The organism is Polaromonas sp. C04 (genome assembly GCF_002002705.1).
In the GTDB taxonomy this organism is placed as follows: domain Bacteria; phylum Pseudomonadota; class Gammaproteobacteria; order Burkholderiales; family Burkholderiaceae_C; genus Rhodoferax_A.
This window is the reverse complement of record NZ_MUNS01000030.1, coordinates 25,491-42,675: the sequence shown is the minus strand read 5'-3', so window position 1 is coordinate 42,675 and position 17,185 is coordinate 25,491. Positions and strand designations below refer to the sequence as shown.

18 protein-coding genes and 1 pseudogene are annotated in these 17,185 nt (G+C 67.8%); 11 read left to right on the top strand and 8 right to left on the bottom strand.

What is annotated here, in order from left to right; all coding sequences use genetic code 11:
* Positions 1-11 precede the first annotated feature (11 nt).
* The 3 genes and pseudogenes from B0E49_RS20155 to mnmG all read right to left on the bottom strand — a co-directional run.
* Positions 12-113 (bottom strand): annotated as a pseudogene (locus tag B0E49_RS20155) (lysine transporter LysE); the annotation flags it as partial.
* Positions 114-183: 70 nt separating this feature from the next.
* Positions 184-813, bottom strand: coding sequence for a 16S rRNA (guanine(527)-N(7))-methyltransferase RsmG (gene rsmG / locus B0E49_RS10165; RefSeq protein ID WP_286137918.1), 630 nt, complete (start codon positions 811-813; stop codon positions 184-186).
* 89 nt (positions 814-902) lie between these two features.
* Positions 903-2,894 carry a tRNA uridine-5-carboxymethylaminomethyl(34) synthesis enzyme MnmG gene (mnmG, locus tag B0E49_RS10160; protein ID WP_077562086.1) on the bottom strand — a complete coding sequence of 664 codons (1,992 nt, stop codon included), beginning with the start codon at positions 2,892-2,894 and terminating at the stop codon, positions 903-905.
* 94 nt (positions 2,895-2,988) lie between these two features.
* On the opposite strand from mnmG, the gene B0E49_RS10155 reads away from it, so the two are divergent.
* The 4 genes from B0E49_RS10155 to B0E49_RS10140 all read left to right on the top strand — a co-directional run bounded on the left by B0E49_RS10155 (position 2,989) and on the right by B0E49_RS10140 (position 6,428).
* Positions 2,989-3,570 (top strand): NADPH-dependent FMN reductase, encoded by a 582-nt coding sequence (locus tag B0E49_RS10155; protein ID WP_077562208.1) that lies wholly within the window; start codon positions 2,989-2,991, stop codon positions 3,568-3,570.
* Between the two features lie 162 nt (positions 3,571-3,732).
* On the top strand, positions 3,733-4,503 hold the full coding sequence (locus B0E49_RS10150) for a class II aldolase/adducin family protein (protein WP_077562085.1): 771 nt from the start codon (positions 3,733-3,735) through the stop codon (positions 4,501-4,503).
* Positions 4,504-4,590: 87 nt separating this feature from the next.
* A complete protein-coding gene (gstA, locus tag B0E49_RS10145) occupies positions 4,591-5,199 on the top strand; it encodes a glutathione transferase GstA (RefSeq protein WP_077562084.1) in 609 nt (202 codons plus the stop codon).
* 113 nt (positions 5,200-5,312) lie between these two features.
* Entirely contained in the window at positions 5,313-6,428 is a 1,116-nt protein-coding gene (locus B0E49_RS10140) for an alkene reductase (protein ID WP_077562083.1), read from the top strand.
* Here B0E49_RS10140 and B0E49_RS10135 read toward each other — a convergent pair.
* A complete protein-coding gene (locus tag B0E49_RS10135) occupies positions 6,417-7,007 on the bottom strand; it encodes a hemerythrin domain-containing protein (protein ID WP_077562082.1) in 591 nt (196 codons plus the stop codon). The genes B0E49_RS10140 and B0E49_RS10135 overlap by 12 nt on opposite strands.
* Positions 7,008-7,074: 67 nt before the next feature.
* Positions 7,075-9,450: a heavy metal translocating P-type ATPase gene (locus B0E49_RS10130; protein WP_217349234.1), complete on the bottom strand. Its 2,376-nt coding sequence runs from the start codon at positions 9,448-9,450 to the stop codon at positions 7,075-7,077.
* Positions 9,451-9,602: 152 nt separating this feature from the next.
* On the opposite strand from B0E49_RS10130, the gene B0E49_RS10125 reads away from it, so the two are divergent.
* From B0E49_RS10125 to B0E49_RS10115, 3 genes are read left to right on the top strand one after another with little or no spacing between them, the layout of a single operon-like run.
* Positions 9,603-9,800 (top strand): heavy-metal-associated domain-containing protein, encoded by a 198-nt coding sequence (locus B0E49_RS10125; RefSeq protein ID WP_077562080.1) that lies wholly within the window; start codon positions 9,603-9,605, stop codon positions 9,798-9,800.
* Positions 9,784-10,251: a Cu(I)-responsive transcriptional regulator gene (gene cueR, locus B0E49_RS10120; protein ID WP_077562079.1), complete on the top strand. Its 468-nt coding sequence runs from the start codon at positions 9,784-9,786 to the stop codon at positions 10,249-10,251. Before B0E49_RS10125 ends, cueR begins: the two co-directional genes overlap by 17 nt.
* A gap of 57 nt (positions 10,252-10,308) precedes the next feature.
* Positions 10,309-10,506, top strand: coding sequence for a YgaP family membrane protein (locus B0E49_RS10115; RefSeq protein WP_077562078.1), 198 nt, complete (start codon positions 10,309-10,311; stop codon positions 10,504-10,506).
* A gap of 92 nt (positions 10,507-10,598) precedes the next feature.
* On the opposite strand, the gene B0E49_RS10110 is transcribed toward B0E49_RS10115, so the two are convergent.
* Positions 10,599-11,495, bottom strand: coding sequence for a recombination-associated protein RdgC (locus B0E49_RS10110; RefSeq protein WP_077562077.1), 897 nt, complete (start codon positions 11,493-11,495; stop codon positions 10,599-10,601).
* A 194-nt stretch (positions 11,496-11,689) separates the two neighbouring features.
* On the opposite strand from B0E49_RS10110, the gene B0E49_RS10105 reads away from it, so the two are divergent.
* Positions 11,690-12,211, top strand: a complete 522-nt coding sequence (locus tag B0E49_RS10105) for a Spy/CpxP family protein refolding chaperone (RefSeq protein ID WP_077562076.1) — start codon at positions 11,690-11,692, stop codon at positions 12,209-12,211.
* Between the two features lie 7 nt (positions 12,212-12,218).
* Here the strand turns inward: B0E49_RS10105 and B0E49_RS10100 are convergent, their stop codons facing one another.
* Entirely contained in the window at positions 12,219-14,699 is a 2,481-nt protein-coding gene (locus B0E49_RS10100) for a patatin-like phospholipase domain-containing protein (protein WP_077562075.1), read from the bottom strand.
* Between the two features lie 51 nt (positions 14,700-14,750).
* Complete coding sequence (locus B0E49_RS10095) at positions 14,751-15,116, bottom strand: glutaredoxin domain-containing protein (protein WP_077562074.1); 366 nt, start codon at positions 15,114-15,116, stop codon at positions 14,751-14,753.
* 109 nt (positions 15,117-15,225) lie between these two features.
* On the opposite strand from B0E49_RS10095, the gene B0E49_RS10090 reads away from it, so the two are divergent.
* The 3 genes from B0E49_RS10090 to minC all read left to right on the top strand — a co-directional run bounded on the left by B0E49_RS10090 (position 15,226) and on the right by minC (position 17,179).
* Positions 15,226-16,068, top strand: coding sequence for a DUF2189 domain-containing protein (locus tag B0E49_RS10090; RefSeq protein WP_077562073.1), 843 nt, complete (start codon positions 15,226-15,228; stop codon positions 16,066-16,068).
* On the top strand, positions 16,065-16,280 hold the full coding sequence (locus B0E49_RS10085; protein WP_077562072.1) for a DUF2788 domain-containing protein: 216 nt from the start codon (positions 16,065-16,067) through the stop codon (positions 16,278-16,280). Before B0E49_RS10090 ends, B0E49_RS10085 begins: the two co-directional genes overlap by 4 nt.
* A 137-nt stretch (positions 16,281-16,417) precedes the next feature.
* Entirely contained in the window at positions 16,418-17,179 is a 762-nt protein-coding gene (minC, locus tag B0E49_RS10080) for a septum site-determining protein MinC (RefSeq protein ID WP_077562071.1), read from the top strand.
* The last annotated feature ends 6 nt before the right edge of the window (positions 17,180-17,185 follow it).

The window sequence follows — 17,185 nt, the reverse complement described above, 5'->3', positions numbered from 1 at the left end:
ACCGGGAACACCCCCTTGCGGATGAAAGTGATCAAGGCCATGTCGCCCGGACCGGGAGCCGTCAAAAAGATATCGGCGGCGACAAACGCGCCGTAATCAGCAATGCCGAACATGAAAAATTCCCCGAAGACAAGGCGGTGAGTTTACGACGCCTTGACGCGCCGCCAGCCCTCTACGCCATTTTTAAGCCGTCTTTTTGCGCAGCCAGACGATGCAGCGCTCGGCATCCAGCCCCGGCACGCCGAGTTGTTCCACGTGAAACACCTCCACCGCCGCCGGCAGCGCCGCGATTTCGTCGTCCGGGCGCTTGCCCTTCATGGCGAGCCAGACGCCTTGCGGTGCGAGCGCACTGACCGACCAGGCCGTGAAGTCGGCCAGCGAGGCAAAGGCGCGCGAACTGATCACGTCATACGGCTCGCTCAAAGACTCCACCCGCGCGTGCAGTCCGCGCAGGTTGGGCAGCTTGAGTTCGGCCGCCACCTGCTGCACAAATGCCGCCTTTTTGGCCACGGTGTCCACGCAGGTGACCGCCAGTTCGGGGCAGCAGATCGCAATCACCACGCCGGGCAGGCCGGCACCGGCGCCCACATCGAGCAGGCGTCCGCCCTGCCCCAACGTCTGCCGGCGCAGCGGCGCCACTACCGCCAGGCTGTCCAGCAGATGGTGCGTGAGCATCTCGGCGGGATCGCGCAACGCGGTCAGGTTGTAGACCTTGTTCCACTTCTGGATCAGGTCCAGATAGCGCAGCAGCCGATCGGCCTGGGCGGCGCTGAGTTCGACGCCGAGCGCCAGCGCACTGCGGGGCAAAGACACTTGCGGGCCGGCAGGAGGACGCTGCCGGTTTGAAGATCCGTCAGCCACAAGTGGCATGAATGAGGTGGCTCGGGTATTTTTCGACACACTCACGCCGCGAGGACTTTGTCATTGCTTGCGGCATCGTCGGCCAGGCCTTTCCAGCCACCCTTTTTGAGATGCACCATCAGCAGCGAGATGGTCGCCGGGGTCACGCCCGAAATGCGCGAGGCCAGGCCCAGCGTCTCAGGCCGGTGCTTGTTGAGTTTCTGCCGCGCCTCGATGCTCAAGGCCGTGACCTGCATGTAATCCAGGTCGGCGGGCAACCTGAGGCTCTCGAAGTGCGCGGCGCGCTCCACCTCATCCTTCTGCCGGTCAATGTAACCGGAATACTTGGCGGTAATTTCGACCTGCTCGATTACGGTTTTGCCAAAATCGGTTTCACGTGAAACATCGTCTGCAAGCTCGGGGCTGGCGTACTTGCCACCGTCCAGCGACATCAGGTCCGCGTAATGGACATCCGGGCGGCGCAACAGATCGGCCAGGTTGTATTCATGCTCGATGGTCTTGCCCAGCACGCGCTCGGACTCGGCGGCCGCCAGATTCTTGGGGCTCACCCAGATCGACCGCAACCGCTCTGTTTCACGTGAAACAGCATCGCGCTTGCGGTTGAAAGCGTCCCAGCGCGCATCGTCAACCAGGCCCATGCGGCGCGCCGGCTCGGTCAGGCGCGCGTCGGCGTTGTCTTCGCGCAGCTGCAACCGGAACTCGGCCCGGCTGGTGAACATGCGGTACGGCTCGGTCACGCCTTGCGTGATCAGGTCGTCCACCAGCACACCCAGATAGGCCTGGTCGCGGCGCGGTAACCACGCCTCTTCGCCGCGGCATTGCAGCGCGGCATTGATGCCGGCAAACAGGCCCTGCGCCGCCGCTTCTTCGTAGCCGGTCGTGCCGTTGATCTGCCCGGCAAAAAACAGCCCCTGGATGGCGCGCGTCTCGAAGCTGGTCTTCAGGGCACGCGGGTCGAAATAGTCGTATTCGATCGCGTAACCGGGCCGCAGGATGTGGGCGTTTTCCAGTCCGGCCATCGAGCGCACCAGCGCGTACTGGATGTCGAACGGCAGGCTGGTCGAGATGCCGTTGGGGTAAAACTCATTCGTCGTGAGGCCCTCGGGCTCCAGGAAAATCTGGTGGCTTTGCTTGTCGGCAAAACGGTTGATCTTGTCTTCCACGCTCGGGCAGTAGCGCGGGCCCACGCCGTCGATCTTGCCCGTGAACATGGGGCTGCGATCGAACCCCGAGCGGATGATGTCGTGCGTGCGCGCGTTGGTGTTGGTGATCCAGCACGGCACCTGCCGCGGGTGCTGCGAGGCCTGCCCCATGAAGCTGAACACCGGCATGGCCGCGCTGCCGCCGACCCGCGCCGCGCCCGGCATGCCGTCGCCGGGCTGCTCAAGGCATTTGGAAAAATCGATGGTGCGGCCATCGAGGCGCGGTGGCGTGCCGGTCTTGAGCCGCCCCTGCGGCAGCTGCAGCTCCTTCAGACGGCTGCTGAGCGACACCGCCGGCGGGTCGCCGGCGCGGCCGGCCGCGTAGTGGTTCAGTCCGACATGGATCTTGCCGTCCAGGAATGTACCCGCCGTCAACACCACGGTCCGCGCCCGGAAGCGAATGCCTACTTGCGTCACGGCACCCACCACGCGGTCGCCCTCGACAATCAAATCGTCCACGGCTTGCTGGAACAGCCACAGGTTGGGCTGGTTTTCCAGCCGGCGCCGGATCGCCGCCTTGTACAGCATCCGGTCGGCCTGGGCCCGCGTGGCGCGCACGGCCGGGCCTTTGGAATTGTTGAGGATGCGAAACTGGATGCCGGCCTCGTCGGTCGCTGCCGCCATGGCGCCGCCCATGGCATCGACTTCCTTGACCAGATGCCCCTTGCCGATGCCGCCGATCGACGGGTTGCAGCTCATCTGCCCGAGCGTCTCGATGTTGTGCGTGAGCAGCAGCGTCTTGCAGCCCATGCGCGCCGCGGCCAGCGCGGCCTCGGTCCCGGCGTGGCCGCCGCCGACCACGATGACGTCGAATTCTTGAGGGTAGAGCATGGAGGTTCCGGAGGTGCGCGCGCAGCGCCTGATTTTATCCGGCGCAGCGAATTTTGCCGAATGCCGCCCGCCCGGCCGCGTCACAATACGGGCCATGAAACTCCTGATCTTTGCGGGCAGCACCCGCCAGCACTCGCACAATCGCAAACTCGCCCGCGAGGCCGCTGCCATGGCGCGCGCCAGCGGCGCCGAGGTCACGCACCTCGAACTGGCCGACTTCGACATCCCGATGTACAACGCCGACCTCGAGGCGCGCGGCACGCCGCCCGACGTGATGCGGCTCAAACAGATCATGTACGAGCATCCGGCCTGGATCATCTGCTCGCCCGAGTACAACGCGAGCTACCCCGCCCTGCTCAAGAACACCATCGACTGGGCTTCCAGTCCGGTCAAGTCCGACCCGGCCTGGACGGACGGCTTCAAGTTCTCGCGCGGCAAGGTGGTCGGCGTGCTGAGCGCCTCGCCGGGTGCGCTGGGCGGACTGCGTTCGCAAAGCCACCTGGCACCGCTGCTGCTCAACGTGCAGTGCTGGGTGGCACCCGTCAACTTCGCACTGAGTCATGCCGCCGAGGCCTTCGATGCCGAGGGCGCACTGATCGACGAAGCACATCGCAGGCATGTGCAGGCCGTGATCGACCAGGTGCTGTGGGCCGGCGCGCGGCTCGCGGGCGCCTGACGCTTTATCAAGTCAAATCGGGCTGCAGCCCTTGTTGAACAAGGGTTTTCAGCTATTGTTTTAATAGTGTTCGATTTTCCGCAGGCACCGCTGTGCCCTGCGCGACTGGCCAGCGGAGGTGCCGCGCGGTAAGCTTGAGCGCTATCACCCTGGAGGCCCCTCATGCACATCCCCTCTCTCAAAGAAGTCGTCAGCGCCGAAGAATGGGCGCTGCGCGTTGACCTGGCCGCCTGCTACCGTCTCGTGGCGGCGTACGGCTGGAGCGATCTGGTGTTCACCCACATCAGCGCCAAGCTGCCCGAGTCCATCACGCCCGCTGGCGCGCACCACTTCCTGATCAACCCCTACGGGCTGATGTTCGACGAGATCACGGCGTCCAGCCTGGTCAAGGTCGACATGCAGTGCAATAAAGTCATCGAGTCACCCTTCCCGGTGAATCCGGCCGGCTTCGTGATCCACAGCGCCGTGCACGCGGCCCGGCCCGAGGCCGGCTGCGTGCTGCACACGCATACCCGCGCGGGCGTGGGCGTCAGTGCGCAGCAGGGCGGCGTGCTGCCGATCAGTCAGCAGTCCACCTTTGTGCTCGGCTCGCTGGCCTACCACGGCTACGAGGGCGTGGCCTTCCGTGACGAGGAAACACCGCGCCTGCAGGCCGACCTCGGGCAGGCCAACTTCCTGATGCTGCGCAACCACGGCCTCCTGACCGTGGGCAAGACCATTGCCGACGCGTTTTTGTCGATGTACACCTTCGAGAGCGCCTGCCAGATCCAGATTGCCGCGCAGGCCGGCGGCGCGCTCACCGAGGTCAACCCGCTGATCATCAAGGGTGTGGCCGAGGCCATGCGTGTGCAGACCGGCGGCCTGGGCGGCGCCTTCGTCTGGCCCGCGCTGCTGCGCAAGGCCGAGCGGCTGGACCCCAGCTACAAGACCTGAGACCTCGCCGCTGCAAGAAAAAGTCCCAGCGGCTAGCATCGTGGGTTGGTCCGGCGGATCAACCCATTTTTTATTCAAAGGAATTTCATGAAGCTTTACTACTCCCCCGGCGCCTGCTCGCTGTCCCCCCACATCGCGCTGGAAGAGGCGGGCCTGGCCTATGAGGCGATCGCCGCGCCGACCAAGACCCACAAACTGCCCGACGGCACCGACTACTACACCATCAACCCGCTCGGCTACGTGCCGCTGCTGCAACTCGACGATGGCACCCTGCTGCGCGAAGGCCCGGTCATCGTGCAGTACATCGCCGATCAGGCGCCCGCCAAAAAGCTCGCGCCCGCGAACGGCACGCTGGCACGCTACCAGCTGCAGTCGTGGCTCAATTTCGTCGGCACCGAGCTGCACAAGGGCTTCTCGCCGCTGTTCAATCCCGCCACGCCCGCCGAGTACAAGACCGCGGTCATCGAGCGCCTGCAGTCGCGCCTGAAGTGGGTGGATGGCGAGCTGGCCGGCAAGCAATACCTGATGGGCGACCAGTTCAGCGTGGCCGACGGCTACCTGTTCGCCATCACCAACTGGGCCGCACCCATGAACATCGACCTGTCGCCGCTGGCCAACCTCACGGCCTGGCGCGCGCGCGTTGCGGCGCGCCCCGGTGTGCAGCAAGCGATGAAGGCCGAGGGCCTGCTCAAGTAAGCCACACATCCAAGTCACTGCACGCCCGCGCAGGGGGCTTGTGGGGCAGCGTTGCAAACGCAAGGCTTGCCCCCATGTGCCTTCCTGTCGACCTTTTCCTGGAGCCCTGATTTATGTCTTCCCTATTTGATCCGGTGCAGGCCGGCGCCCTGCATCTGGCCAACCGTATCGTGATGGCGCCGCTCACGCGCAACCGCGCACCCGGCGCGCTGCCCACGCCATTGATGGCCACCTACTACAGCCAGCGCGCCACGGCCGGCCTGATCGTGACCGAGGCCACCGCCATCAGCCACCAGGGCCAGGGCTATGCCGACGTGCCCGGCATCTGGAGCGCCGAGCAGGTGGCGGGCTGGAAAAAAGTCACCGACGCGGTGCACGCCAAAGGCGGCAAGATCGTGGTGCAGCTCTGGCATGTGGGCCGCGTCTCGCACAACGACCTGCAGCCCGGCGGCCAGGCGCCGGTCGCGCCCTCGGCCATCACCGCCAAAACCAAGACCTACCTGATCCGGGACGGTGTCGGCGCGTTCGTCGACACCTCGGCGCCGCGCGCGCTCGGCATCGATGAGCTGCCCGGCATCGTGCAGGATTACCGCCGCGCCGCGCGCAACGCGATCGACGCCGGCTTTGACGGTGTCGAGGTGCACGGCGCCAACGGCTATCTGCTGGACCAGTTCCTGCGCTCGGGCTCGAACCAGCGCACGGACGCCTATGGCGGCCCGATTGAAAACCGCGCGCGCCTGCTGCTGGAAGTCATGCAGGCCATCACCCAGGAGATCGGCGGCGCGCGCACGGGCCTGCGCCTGTCGCCCGTGACGCCGGCCAACGATGCGAGCGACCCGCATCCGCAACCGCTGTTCGAGTACGTGGTGCGGCAACTGGCGCCGCTGCAGCTGGCCTACCTGCACTTCATCGAGGGCCAGACCGGCGGCGCGCGCGACTACATGCAGGGCGACCAGCCGTTCGACTACGCCGCGCTGCGCGCGGCCTATCGCAGCGCCGGCGGCACGGCGGCATGGATGGTGAACAACGGCTACGACAAGACGCTGGCCGAGCGCTCCCTCAAGGAGGGGGCCGACCTGGTCGCTTTTGGCAAAACCTTTATCGCCAACCCCGATCTGGTGCAGCGCCTGCGCCAGGGAGCGCCCTTCAACGAGCCGGACCGCAGCACCTTCTACGGCGGCGGCGCCAAGGGTTACACCGACTATCCGGCGCTCGCTTCAAACGGATGAGGGTCCGAGCCCGATCGGCGATGGCGCCTTCATCACGATGCGCGTGAACAGGCGGTCATAACCCGGGTCGGGCGGGTATTTGCCGGTAAGCGGGTCGCGGTTGGTGGCAAAGGCGGCATCGAGCTCCTGCCACTCGGCTTCGGTCAGCGCGTGCTCCGCTTCCGGCAGGATCAACGACTCCTCCAGCCGCATGTGCTCCAGGTAAAACGTCACATACTTGCGCGCCGCTTCTTCAAACGCCGCCCGGCGCGACTCGCCCAGCAACTCCCAGGCCAGCAGCAAATGCTGCAGTTCGCGCACTGCCGCTTCGCCGCGGTGGTGCTCCGCATCGAGCCGTTCGATCGCCTCGGCCGTCGCGGGCGAAGCGCGCGCCACCTTCGGAAACAGCAGCAGGGTTTCCTTCGGGTGATGCAGGCGTTCGGGAAATTCGTCGATGTAGAACAGCATGGCGCGCAGCACGTCGAAAAATGCCGCGGGCTCGTCCACCGGGCCGCGCTCCACCATCATCTGCAGCGAGCGCAGCATCGCCGCCAGCGCGGCATGTTCGTCCCGAATCACGCGAATGCTCTCATGGATCATGGCAACTCTCCTGCTGAATACTGCATTTAAGCATGCCGCAGCTTGCCATGCCGCGTGTTGATGCAGGTCAAACCGGCCGTGCTGCCGGCGTCGCGGGCGGTGAGGCTGCTCCATCGACCGCGCGGGGCATCCAGCGCTTGAGCAGCAGCGCATTGCTGATCACGCTGACCGAACTCAGCGCCATCGCCGCGCCCGCCAGCATCGGGTTCAGGTAGCCGAATGCGGCCAGCGGAATGCCGGCCGCGTTGTAGGCAAAGGCCCAGAACAGGTTCTGCCGGATCTTGGCCACCGTGCGGTCCGAGATGTCGAACGCCGCCGCCACCAGCGCCACGTCGCCGCGCATCAGCGTGATGCCGGCCGCGTGCATGGCCACGTCGGTGCCGTTGCCCATCGCCAGGCCGACGTCGGCCGCGGCCAGTGCGGGCGCGTCGTTCACGCCGTCGCCGACCATCGCCACCACGTGGCCCCCACGCTTGCCACTGCGTGTGCGGCGCTGCCCCCCGAGGGGGCTGGCCTCGCCTTGGGGCGGCCCGGCGTCGCGGCCGTGGCCCCCCTGCTTGAGTTCCAGCACCCGTGCGGCCTTGTCGCCCGGCAGCACCTCGGCCATCACGTCTCCGGGCGCCAGGCCCAGGCGCGCGCCCATGGCGTGCGCCGCGCCGCGGTTGTCCCCCGAGATCATCACCGTGCGGATACCACGCGCGCGCAGCAGCGCCAGCGCCTGCCGCGCGCCGGGCTTGGGCTCGTCGCCGAAGGCCATCAGCGCACGCAGCACGTACCGCTCTGAGATTTTTTCCGCCATGGCGGACACGGTCGCGCCCTGCGCCTGCAGCGCCGCCGCGCGCGCGGCCAGCGCGCCGAGATCGACTCCGAGCTCCTCCAGCCAGCGCAGGCTGCCGATCCGGTAACTGCGCCCGCGCACCTCGCCTTCGCTGCCGCGTCCCGGCACGGCGCGCACGTCGTCGGGCGCCTCGATCGCCATGCCGCGCGCCTGCGCCGCCGCGACCACGGCGCGCGCCAGCGGATGCTCGCTGCCGCTTTGCAGGCTGGCGGCCGCCGCCAGCAGCGCCGCCTCCATGGTGCCCTCGGCCACCGCCAGCTCCGTCAGCCGCGGCCGGCCCACGGTCAAGGTGCCGGTCTTGTCGAAGGCCACGACGTCCACCTTGTGCGCGAGCTCCAGCGCCTGCGCGTCCTTGATCAAAATGCCGTGCTTCGCCGCGACACCCGTGCCGGCCATGATGGCGGCCGGCGTCGCCAGGCCCAGCGCGCACGGGCAGGCAATCACCAGCACCGCCACGGCGTCAATCACGGCCGCCTCGAACGGCGCCCCGGCCCACAGCCAGCCCAGCAGCGTGAGCAGCGCCAGCGCCAACACCACCGGCACGAACACGCTGGAGACCTGGTCCACCAGTCGCTGGATCGGCGCCTTGGCGGCCTGCGCGTCCTCCACCAGGCGAATGATGTGCGCCAGCACGGTCTCGCCGCCCACCGCGTCCACCCGCATCACCACGCGGCCTTCGCCGTTGATCGAGCCGCCGGTGAGCCGGCTGTCCGCGTCCTTCGCCACCGGCAGCGGCTCGCCCGTCAGCATGGATTCGTCCACTTGCGTGCGGCCCTGCAAGAGCGTGCCGTCCACCGGGAAGCGCTCGCCCGGCAGGACCACGATACGGTCACCGACCAGCACCTCGGCCACCGGCACATCCGTGGTCGTGCCCTGCTCGGGGCGGCCCGTCGCGGCGGCGACTCCATCCGGCGCAATCAGGTGCGCCACCTCGGGCCGCAGCGCCTGCAGCGCGCGGATCGCCGCCGTGGCCTGGCGCTTGGCGCGCGCCTCCAGCCACTTGCCGAGCAGCACCAGCGTCACCACCACGGCCGAGGCTTCGAAGTACAGGTGCGGCATGGTGCCAGGCGCGGCGCTGAGCCAGAGCCAGACCGACAGCGCCCAGCCCGCCGTGGTGCCGATCGCGACGAGCAAATCCATGTTGCCGGTCAGGGCCCGTGCGGCATGCCAGCCGGCCTTGTAAAAGCGCGCGCCCAGGATGAACTGCACCGGCGTGGCCAGCGCAAACTGCAGCCACGCGGGCAGCATCCAGTGCCAGCCGAACAGATCCCCTACCATGGGCAGCACCAGCGGCGCGCACAACAACAGGCCCAGAGCCACGGGCCCGAAGCCGGCCCAGGGCGAGGCGGCAAGCGTCGCCTCGCCCTGGGCGGGCGTGCGCGGCTCGTAGCCCGCGTCGCGCACGGCACGGCGCAACCGCGCCTCCATCTGCGCGTCCGGCAGATACACGACGCGTGCCGATTCGGTCGCCAGGTTCACGCTCGCATCCTGCACGCCGGGCACCTTCTTCAGGGCCTTCTCGACGCGCGCCACGCACGAGGCGCAGGTCATACCGCCGATGCCGATGTCCAGCGTGGGCGCGGAAAGAGTCGTGTTGGTGTTCATGGTGGATAGCGTAATCCTTGCCCCGATGGCAAGGTCAAGCCTTGCGGCAGATCAACCCTGCCCGACTCAAGGTCAACGGATTCGCTTGACCTTCCCACCATGGCAGGGTTCAGACTATGCTCTCGACTCACCTTCCACACCAAGGACACCCCATGAACCAGACCTTCACCGTCACCGGCATGACCTGCGGCCACTGCGAAAAGGCCGTGACCCGCGCCATCCGGCAACTCGACCCGCAGGCCGAGGTCAAGATCGACCTGCCCAGCGGCAAGGTCGAAGTGCAGTCGCAGCAGCCGCGCGACGCGCTGGCGCGGGCGATTGCCGCAGAAGGCTATGGCATCAAAGCCTGAGCCCGCCCGAGAAGCGACAAGCGTGGGGGCCAGCTACCCTTTGAACATCGGCCAGGCAGCGACTTCGTCGGGCGTGTCGGCCAAGATGCTGCGCCACTACGAATCGCTCGGACTGCTGGGCCGCGTCGCGCGCACGGACGCCGGCTACCGCCAGTACAGCGCGGCCGACGTGCACACGCTGCGCTTCATCAAGCGCTCGCGCGACCTCGGCTTTTCGATGGCGGAAATCGGAGAACTGGTGAGCCTGTGGCGCAACCGGCGCCGCGCCAGCGCCAGCGTCAAGCGCATCGCACAGCAGCATGTGCACGAGCTGACCGTACGCATCGAGGCGATGCAATCCATGCAGCGCACGCTGCAAAACCTGCTGCAGCACTGCCATGGCGACGAGCGGCCCGACTGCCCGATCCTGGACGATCTCGCGTCCCGTAGCGCCCTTGACGCAGGTCAATGACGAAGGCCGCGATACGGCGTTCAATCAAGGTCACCCGATTCACCCCAGGAGCAGCATATGCAGATCAATATTGGCGGCATCGACCGCACACTACGCATCCTCGTCGGGCTGGTCCTGATCGGGCTGGCCGCCACCGGCACCGTTGGCTGGTGGGGCTGGCTCGGCGTTATCCCGCTGGTCACGGGCGCCATTGGCTGGTGCCCGCCTTATGCCCTCTTCGGGTTCAGCACCTGCGCCACGAACAACAAGGCCTGAGCGCCCGCTGTTTGCTACTTGATTGGTAGCAAGAAGCCCTTATTTGACAAGGACTTCAGCCTGATTTTCCGTCAAATAGTGCGACCACGCCGTCACCCCGGAACGACCTCGCCGCCCAGCGCCAGCAGCAAGTCCGGCATCAGCTTGCGCAACTCGCCGGTGGCAATCGCCGCGTCGGCGTCGAAGCCGTCTTCCTTCTCCTGCGAGGTGCCGTCGAACACGCCCTCCAAAAACGCGATCTTCTTGATCTGCAGGCTCTCGGTCAGCAGCAGCGACACGCGGCCCTCCCAGGTCAGCGCCAGTTTGGTCGGCAGCTTGCCGGCCTCGATGTGCTGGCGCACCTCGTCGATGTCGAGCGCGTGATGCGCATAGCGCACCACCGACTTGCTCTCGTCCGCCGCCTTCAGTTCGCACTCGCGGTCCACGCTGAAACCGGCCGGCGGCTCCTGGCTCGTGAGCCATTCCGACATCGCCGCCGTGGGCGAGGTTTTGGTGTTGAGCAGCGTCAGGGAGAGGCCCTCTAACGACTTCACCAGCGCGGTCACCACCTCGTCGGCCTTGCCCTGGCTGGCGGCATCGACCAGCAGCAGCGAGGCCACCGGGTCGATCCACACATTGATGCGCGATTGCTTGGTAAACGCCATCGGCAGCAGCGCCTGGCGCACGTCCTCCTTGATCTCGCGGGTTTCTTTTTTGCCGGGCTTGCGGCCCGTGGTGGCCTCGATGTGCGCCACCTGCTCCTGCGCCTTGCGATTCACCACCGAGCCGGGCAGCACCTTGGCCTCGGTCATGAACTTCAGCAGCAACTGGCCACCGACCGCCTCCACCAGCGGGCCATGCGCCTCGCCGCGCGGCTCCACCCATCCTGCCGACTGTTCCTGGCTGGCCCCGCACGCCACAAAGCGCGCGGGCTCCAGCGCCGCCTCCATTTGCGCCACGGGCAAAGACCACCCGGGCCCGATCCGATACACGATCACATTCTTGAACACTGCTAGCCTTTTCGACGGTTGAATTGAAGCCCGATTGTCGGTGCAAGCGGGCCTGCGCCGGGCACATGGGCGATCACCCCCCAACTTTACAAAGCCTCATCTGCGCGCCATGGTGCAGTTACACGGTCCGCGCAAACTTCGCTTCAACCTGAGCACATATCGTGGTATCGGGCTTCTTCAACAAGGAAGGCTTTATGAAACTACTCTCCAAACGCATGTTGCTCGCCGGCGTGCTCGCCGGCGCCGGCTTCGCCACCATGGCCCAGACGCCACCACCGCCCGCACCGGCGCCCCAGTCCGGCCAGGCCGCACCCACCCACATGGACCACCACGACCCGGCCAAATGGCAGGCCAGGATGGCGCAGCGCCGGGCCAAACACGAGGCCGAACTCAAGGCCAAGCTGAAACTGACGCCAGCGCAGGAAGGCGCCTGGACCAGCTTCACCGCCGCGATGCAACCGCCGGCCGGTATGGGTCACATGGGCGCGGACCGCGCCACAATGCGCGCCGAGTTTGCCAGGATGACCACACCCGAGCGCATCGACAAGATGCGCGCCCTGCAGGCCGAGCGCGCAGCCCGGATGGACAAGCGCGCCGAGGCCACCAAGACCTTCTACGCCGCGCTCTCGCCCGAGCAGCAAAAGGTGTTTGATGCCACCACCCTGCGCATGATGCATCGCGAAAGCCACAAGGGCTGGCACGGCCATCACGAGTAGACCGTCGCTACGCGCCCAGGCCCTGCCACGCGTCGGGGCCTGGCGTGATCCGCTCGAACAGCGTCTCGCCCAGGCTCATGCCCAGCTTGCGGTAGCTCTCCCACTGCTCATCGTCAAAGAACTGGTCCGCCGTGGGCTCCTGCGGAAAGTCGCTATGGGCCGCCTGGTATTGCACCAGGTCCAGGCTGGCGCCCTGGGTCAGCCGCGGCTTCACGAAGACCAGCGTGCTGATCGACGCCGCCACACCCCCGGCCGCGGGCAGCAGGACCCGGTAGCCCAGCAAAAAATGCGTTCCCTCGCGCGCGCCGCGCGCAAAGCCGCCCGGGTTGCCGAACAGGTCCGCCAGCGCGGCGGGCGGCACCAAAGGCTCGAACACCGCTCCAAAATCGACGCGCGCCAGCCGCATCAGATTCGCCACGTCGGCAAACTGGTAATCCGGGTCGGCCCCATTGTCCAGCGCCAGGATAAAACCCACGCGCCGGCGCAGCAGTTCGTACACCGCCGTGTTCTCGAAATGGCCGCCGTCGGTGAGGTACCAGTAGCGCTCCCCGGTGCCGAAGAACTGGCCGCGCAGTTCGCGGTACAAATGGATCTGGGTCGAAAACAACCAGTCGCCCAGATCGCGCATGCGGGCCTGGGTGGTCTGCCACCAGTAGCCGAGCCGCACATTCGCCAGGCCCGTGAGCAGGGCACGCTCGGGCGTGGTACCGCGGCCCAGCCCGGGCGCAAACGCCGCGCCGGAAATCCCGACCCAGCGCCCCAGCGACAGGTGCTCAAAAGGGTCGCCGTTATCCGGCTGGCGCCGCTGGAACTGGCCATCCACCAGGTAGCCGTCGGGGGTGATCGCCAGCGGGCGCCCCTTGCGGTCCTGGTACACCAGCGCACTGTGGGCCTCCACGGTCTCGTTGATGGTAACGTTGATCAGGTGCAGCGGCGCCAGCGACGCGGGCCGCTGCGGCTCGGCGCCGTAATACTGCTCCAGCGACATGTCGTCGCGCGGATGCGGCTCGGTGATCGCGTCCCAGCGGCTGTCTTTGGCCCGCGCCGGATTGCTCGCGCCCAGGTAGGCGCGCACGATGCGCGCGGTGTACAGGTTTTGCAGCGTGGACAGATTCAGGAACTGGAACGACACGCCCGTGATCAGCGCCAGCAGCACCAGACCGGCCAGCGCCAGCCAGGGCACGGCGGCCAGGTCCGCGCCCACCAGCAACGCAGCCCAGACGCCCCAGAACAGCACCACCGCGCTGCCCAGCAGCAGCGCCAGCAGCATGGGCAGGGCCCGCATCAGCAGCCGCTTCTCCGCGGGGTTCGGGTGCAGCCCGGCAGCGGGCATCAGCTTGCCCAGACTTAGCACGGCGGCGACAAAACCGGCCACGGTGATACCGGGCACGGCATGCCCCTGCTGCATCCACTGCGCCAGCCACGCGGTCGCCATCAGCACCGCCGCCACCCCCAGCAGGCCCAGCGTGATCTGGGTGGCCCGTGCCAGCCACTGCGTCAGGCGCGTGCGGGTCACCAGCATCAGCGCCGCGGCGCGGCTTTTGTTGGGCGGGAAAAAGCCGCGGCTCCAGGCGACAACAAACCAGACCCAGGCCAGCCACGCAATGGCGCCGGCCGTCATCGTCCAGCCGAGCCAGGGCTGGCCCCAGCCCGCCACGGCAATCAGGGGGCCGACCAGGAACCCGAGCACGGAAGGCACGGTCAGCACGCCCGCAAGCCAGCGCGCCAGCGCCGGCGAGCTGCGGCGCGAGGGCAGGTCGGTGCACCAGTACGCCACGCCCAGCGGCAGCACCGCCAGCAGCAGCGCCATCAGCGACAGGCCCAGGTACAGCCCGCCGGCGCGCCACGGCGCGGCCAGCGTCCAGAGCGGGTCGGCCCACGGCGCATACGCGTGCGCCCAGGGCTGCGCCGCATGATTCAGCACGCCCAGCAGCGCCAGCGGCAACAGCAGCGAAATGCCCACCACGTAATGCACCGCGAGCAGGTTGCGCAGCCACAGCACCAGCGCATAAAAATAGTCGCCGCCACCGTTCGGCGCGAGGTAGCGGCCGCTGTCGCGCAGCCATTCGAGCGGACGGGCGCTGCCGGCCTGGGCAGGGTCGCCCGCATCATCGGCCCGCTGCTCGGTCGCACACAGTTGGATCAGCGCCTGCTCGCGCGCCTGCGCCTGCTCGCCGGGCGTGGGCGGATGGCCCGCCGCATCGCGCACACTGGCCGGGGTGAACAGGCTGCCCAAAAAACTGCCCGCATAGCCGCCGCCCGAGACCGTGGACAAGTAATCAAAACGCTCCAGCATGCCGGCCCGGGCCAGCGCCTGCAGCATCCCCAGCGACAGCGTGGCGCTGCGGATGCCGCCGCCCGACAGCGCCAGCCCGGTGCTAATCGCCGCGGGCTCCTGCCCGAGCACGCTGCGCCGCCATTGCAGGCGCGTGGCCTCCAGCTGGCGCCAGTCGGCGTTGCTGGCGGACGGTGTTGGGTGACGGCTCATGGGGCGCTCCTCCCTTTGTTGTAAAGGGGCGCGGCCCGCCGGCCGATGGCGTCAAGTCAGCATGACTTTCAGCTCGCCGCTGGCCATCAGCTGCTGCAGATCGCCCGCCCCGCCGATCAGTGTGCCGCGCACGAACACCATTGGCAAGGTCGGCCAGCCGGTCCACAGCTTGAGCGCATTGCGCTGGCGCCAGTGGCTGAAGTAGTTGCCGTATTCCAGGTAGTGGTAGGGCACGCCGGCGGCGTCCAGCGCGCGGCGCGCCTTTTTCGGGAACGGGTTCATGCCCATGCCCACCACCACGACCGCATGCTGCGCCACGGCCGCCTGCACCTCGCGCACGATGGCCTGCTGGTGCGTGGCGATTTTTTCGCGAATCGCGGGGTGGATCTGGGCTTCGTCAAGAATCGGACGCGGCATCGGAAACTCCGGTGGACAACAAGCCGCCGATTATGGGCGCGCGGTCGCGGCCTGCGCTCTTGACCGGCATCAAGGCGGCCCGCGCCCCGCGCCCGTATGCTCGCAGGCCATGGCATCCGGCACTTCCCTTCCCCCGCTGCGCGGTATCCCGATCGGCCGGCCGCTGCAGTGGCTGGCGCGGGGCTGGCGCGACCTGTGGCGCTGCGGCTGGGTCAGCGCGGCCCACGGGCTGGCGCTCGCGCTGTTCGGCGGCGTGCTGCTGGCCCTGGCGCGCGACCGGTTCTGGCTGCTGGCCGGCGCATTTTCGGGTTTTCTGGTGGTGGCGCCCGTGCTGGCCACCAGCCTGTACGCGCTCAGTCGCGCGCTGGAGCGCGGCGAGCCGGCCGATGCGCGGCTGGTACTGCAGACCTGGCTGAGCTGGCGCCGCAGCGATGCGCGGGCGGGCGGCAAGGACTGGCGGCTGGTGCGCTTCGGCCTGCTGCTGGCGCTGGCCGGCACCGGCTGGGTGCTGACCTCGGCAGCGCTCATCACGCTGCTGGCCCCGCTGCCCATCCGCACGCCGCTCGACTTCGTGCGCCATGTGGTGCTGGCGCAGGACAGCCGCCTGTTCGAACTCTGGCTGGCGCTGGGCGGCGCACTGGCCGCGCCGGTGTTCGCCTCCAGCGCCGTGGCCCTGCCGCTGCTGCTGGACCGGCGCGTGTCCCTGCTGCAGGCCGTGCTCACGAGCTGGCAGGCGGTGCTGGCGAATCCGCTGCCGATGGCGCTGTGGGCCGCCCTGATCATGCTGTGCTGCCTGCTCGGCTTTGGCACGGCGCTGCTGGCGCTGGTGCCGCTGCTGCCGGTGCTCGGCCACGCAAGCTGGCACGCCTACCGCGATCTGGTCGACGCCTCGGCCCTGCCCGAGCGCAGCAGCGGCGCGGCGCCGGCGCCCACCACGGAGGCCGGCCCATGATCTTTGGCCTCACGGAAGCGCAGATCGCCGGGTTCGGCCTCACCTTCGGCGTGGGCGCGTTCATTCTCTACATGCTGTTCATCATCGGGCATCTGGCCTGGGAGTCCAAGGCCGGCAAGTTCGGCACCTTCGTGATCTTTCTGGGCCTGGCCTTTGGCATGGTCGGCTTCCTGGCCAAATACCTGATCCAGTGGGTGCTGAACATCAAGTAGCGTCGCCGGCGCGCCGGCGCTGCGTCAGTTTGTAAGGATGTAAGCGCCGTGTTTCACAAGCACACAAAGGCGTCACCTGCGGCTGTTAAGATGCGACTCCTCGCCTCCTCCCGCCCCCGAAAAGCTCCCTCCTGTCCATGACCGTTGCCCTCGCAGGACGCGCCCCTGCCACGTTCGAGATCAAAAGCGCCAACCTGCCTCTGGTCGCGCTGCTGCTCAAGTCCACCAACCTCGCCGCCCTGTCCGATGAAATGGCGCGGCACTACGGCGAGCTCCCGAATTTTTTCGACCACGACCCGCTGGTCATTGACCTGTCGCCGCTGCAGGGCGCCGCCGATGCCGATGACGCGACCGTGGACTTCCCCGCGCTGCTGGCACTCTTGCGCGAATACCGCGTGATGCCGATCGCCGCCAGGGGCGGCAGCGCCGCGCAAATGCAGGCCGCGCAGGCGGCCGGGCTGGCCGCCGCGCCGGATGCCACGGTGGCAACACCGAGTCCGGTACACCATGAGGCCGCTGCGCCGCCGGCACCCGTCGAGGTGGCCGCCCCGGCTTCGGCCCTGGTCATCGACAAGCCGCTGCGTTCGGGCCAGCAGGTCTATGCCAGAGGGCGCGACCTGGTGCTGCTGTGCATGGTCAACGCCGGCGCCGAAGTCATTGCCGACGGCCACATCCACGTGTATGCGCCGCTGCGCGGCAAGGCCATCGCGGGCGCGCGCGGCAATGCCGAGGCGCGCATCTTCGCGCTGTGCATGGAGCCCGAGCTGATCTCCATCGCCGGCATCTACCGTACCAGCGAGGTCGCGCTGCCACCCGACGTGTGGTCCAGGCCCACGCAGGTACGCCTGGTGGGCGGACCCGGCGACGGCAAGCTGGTGATGGAACCAATAAAGGCCTGAGCCCCT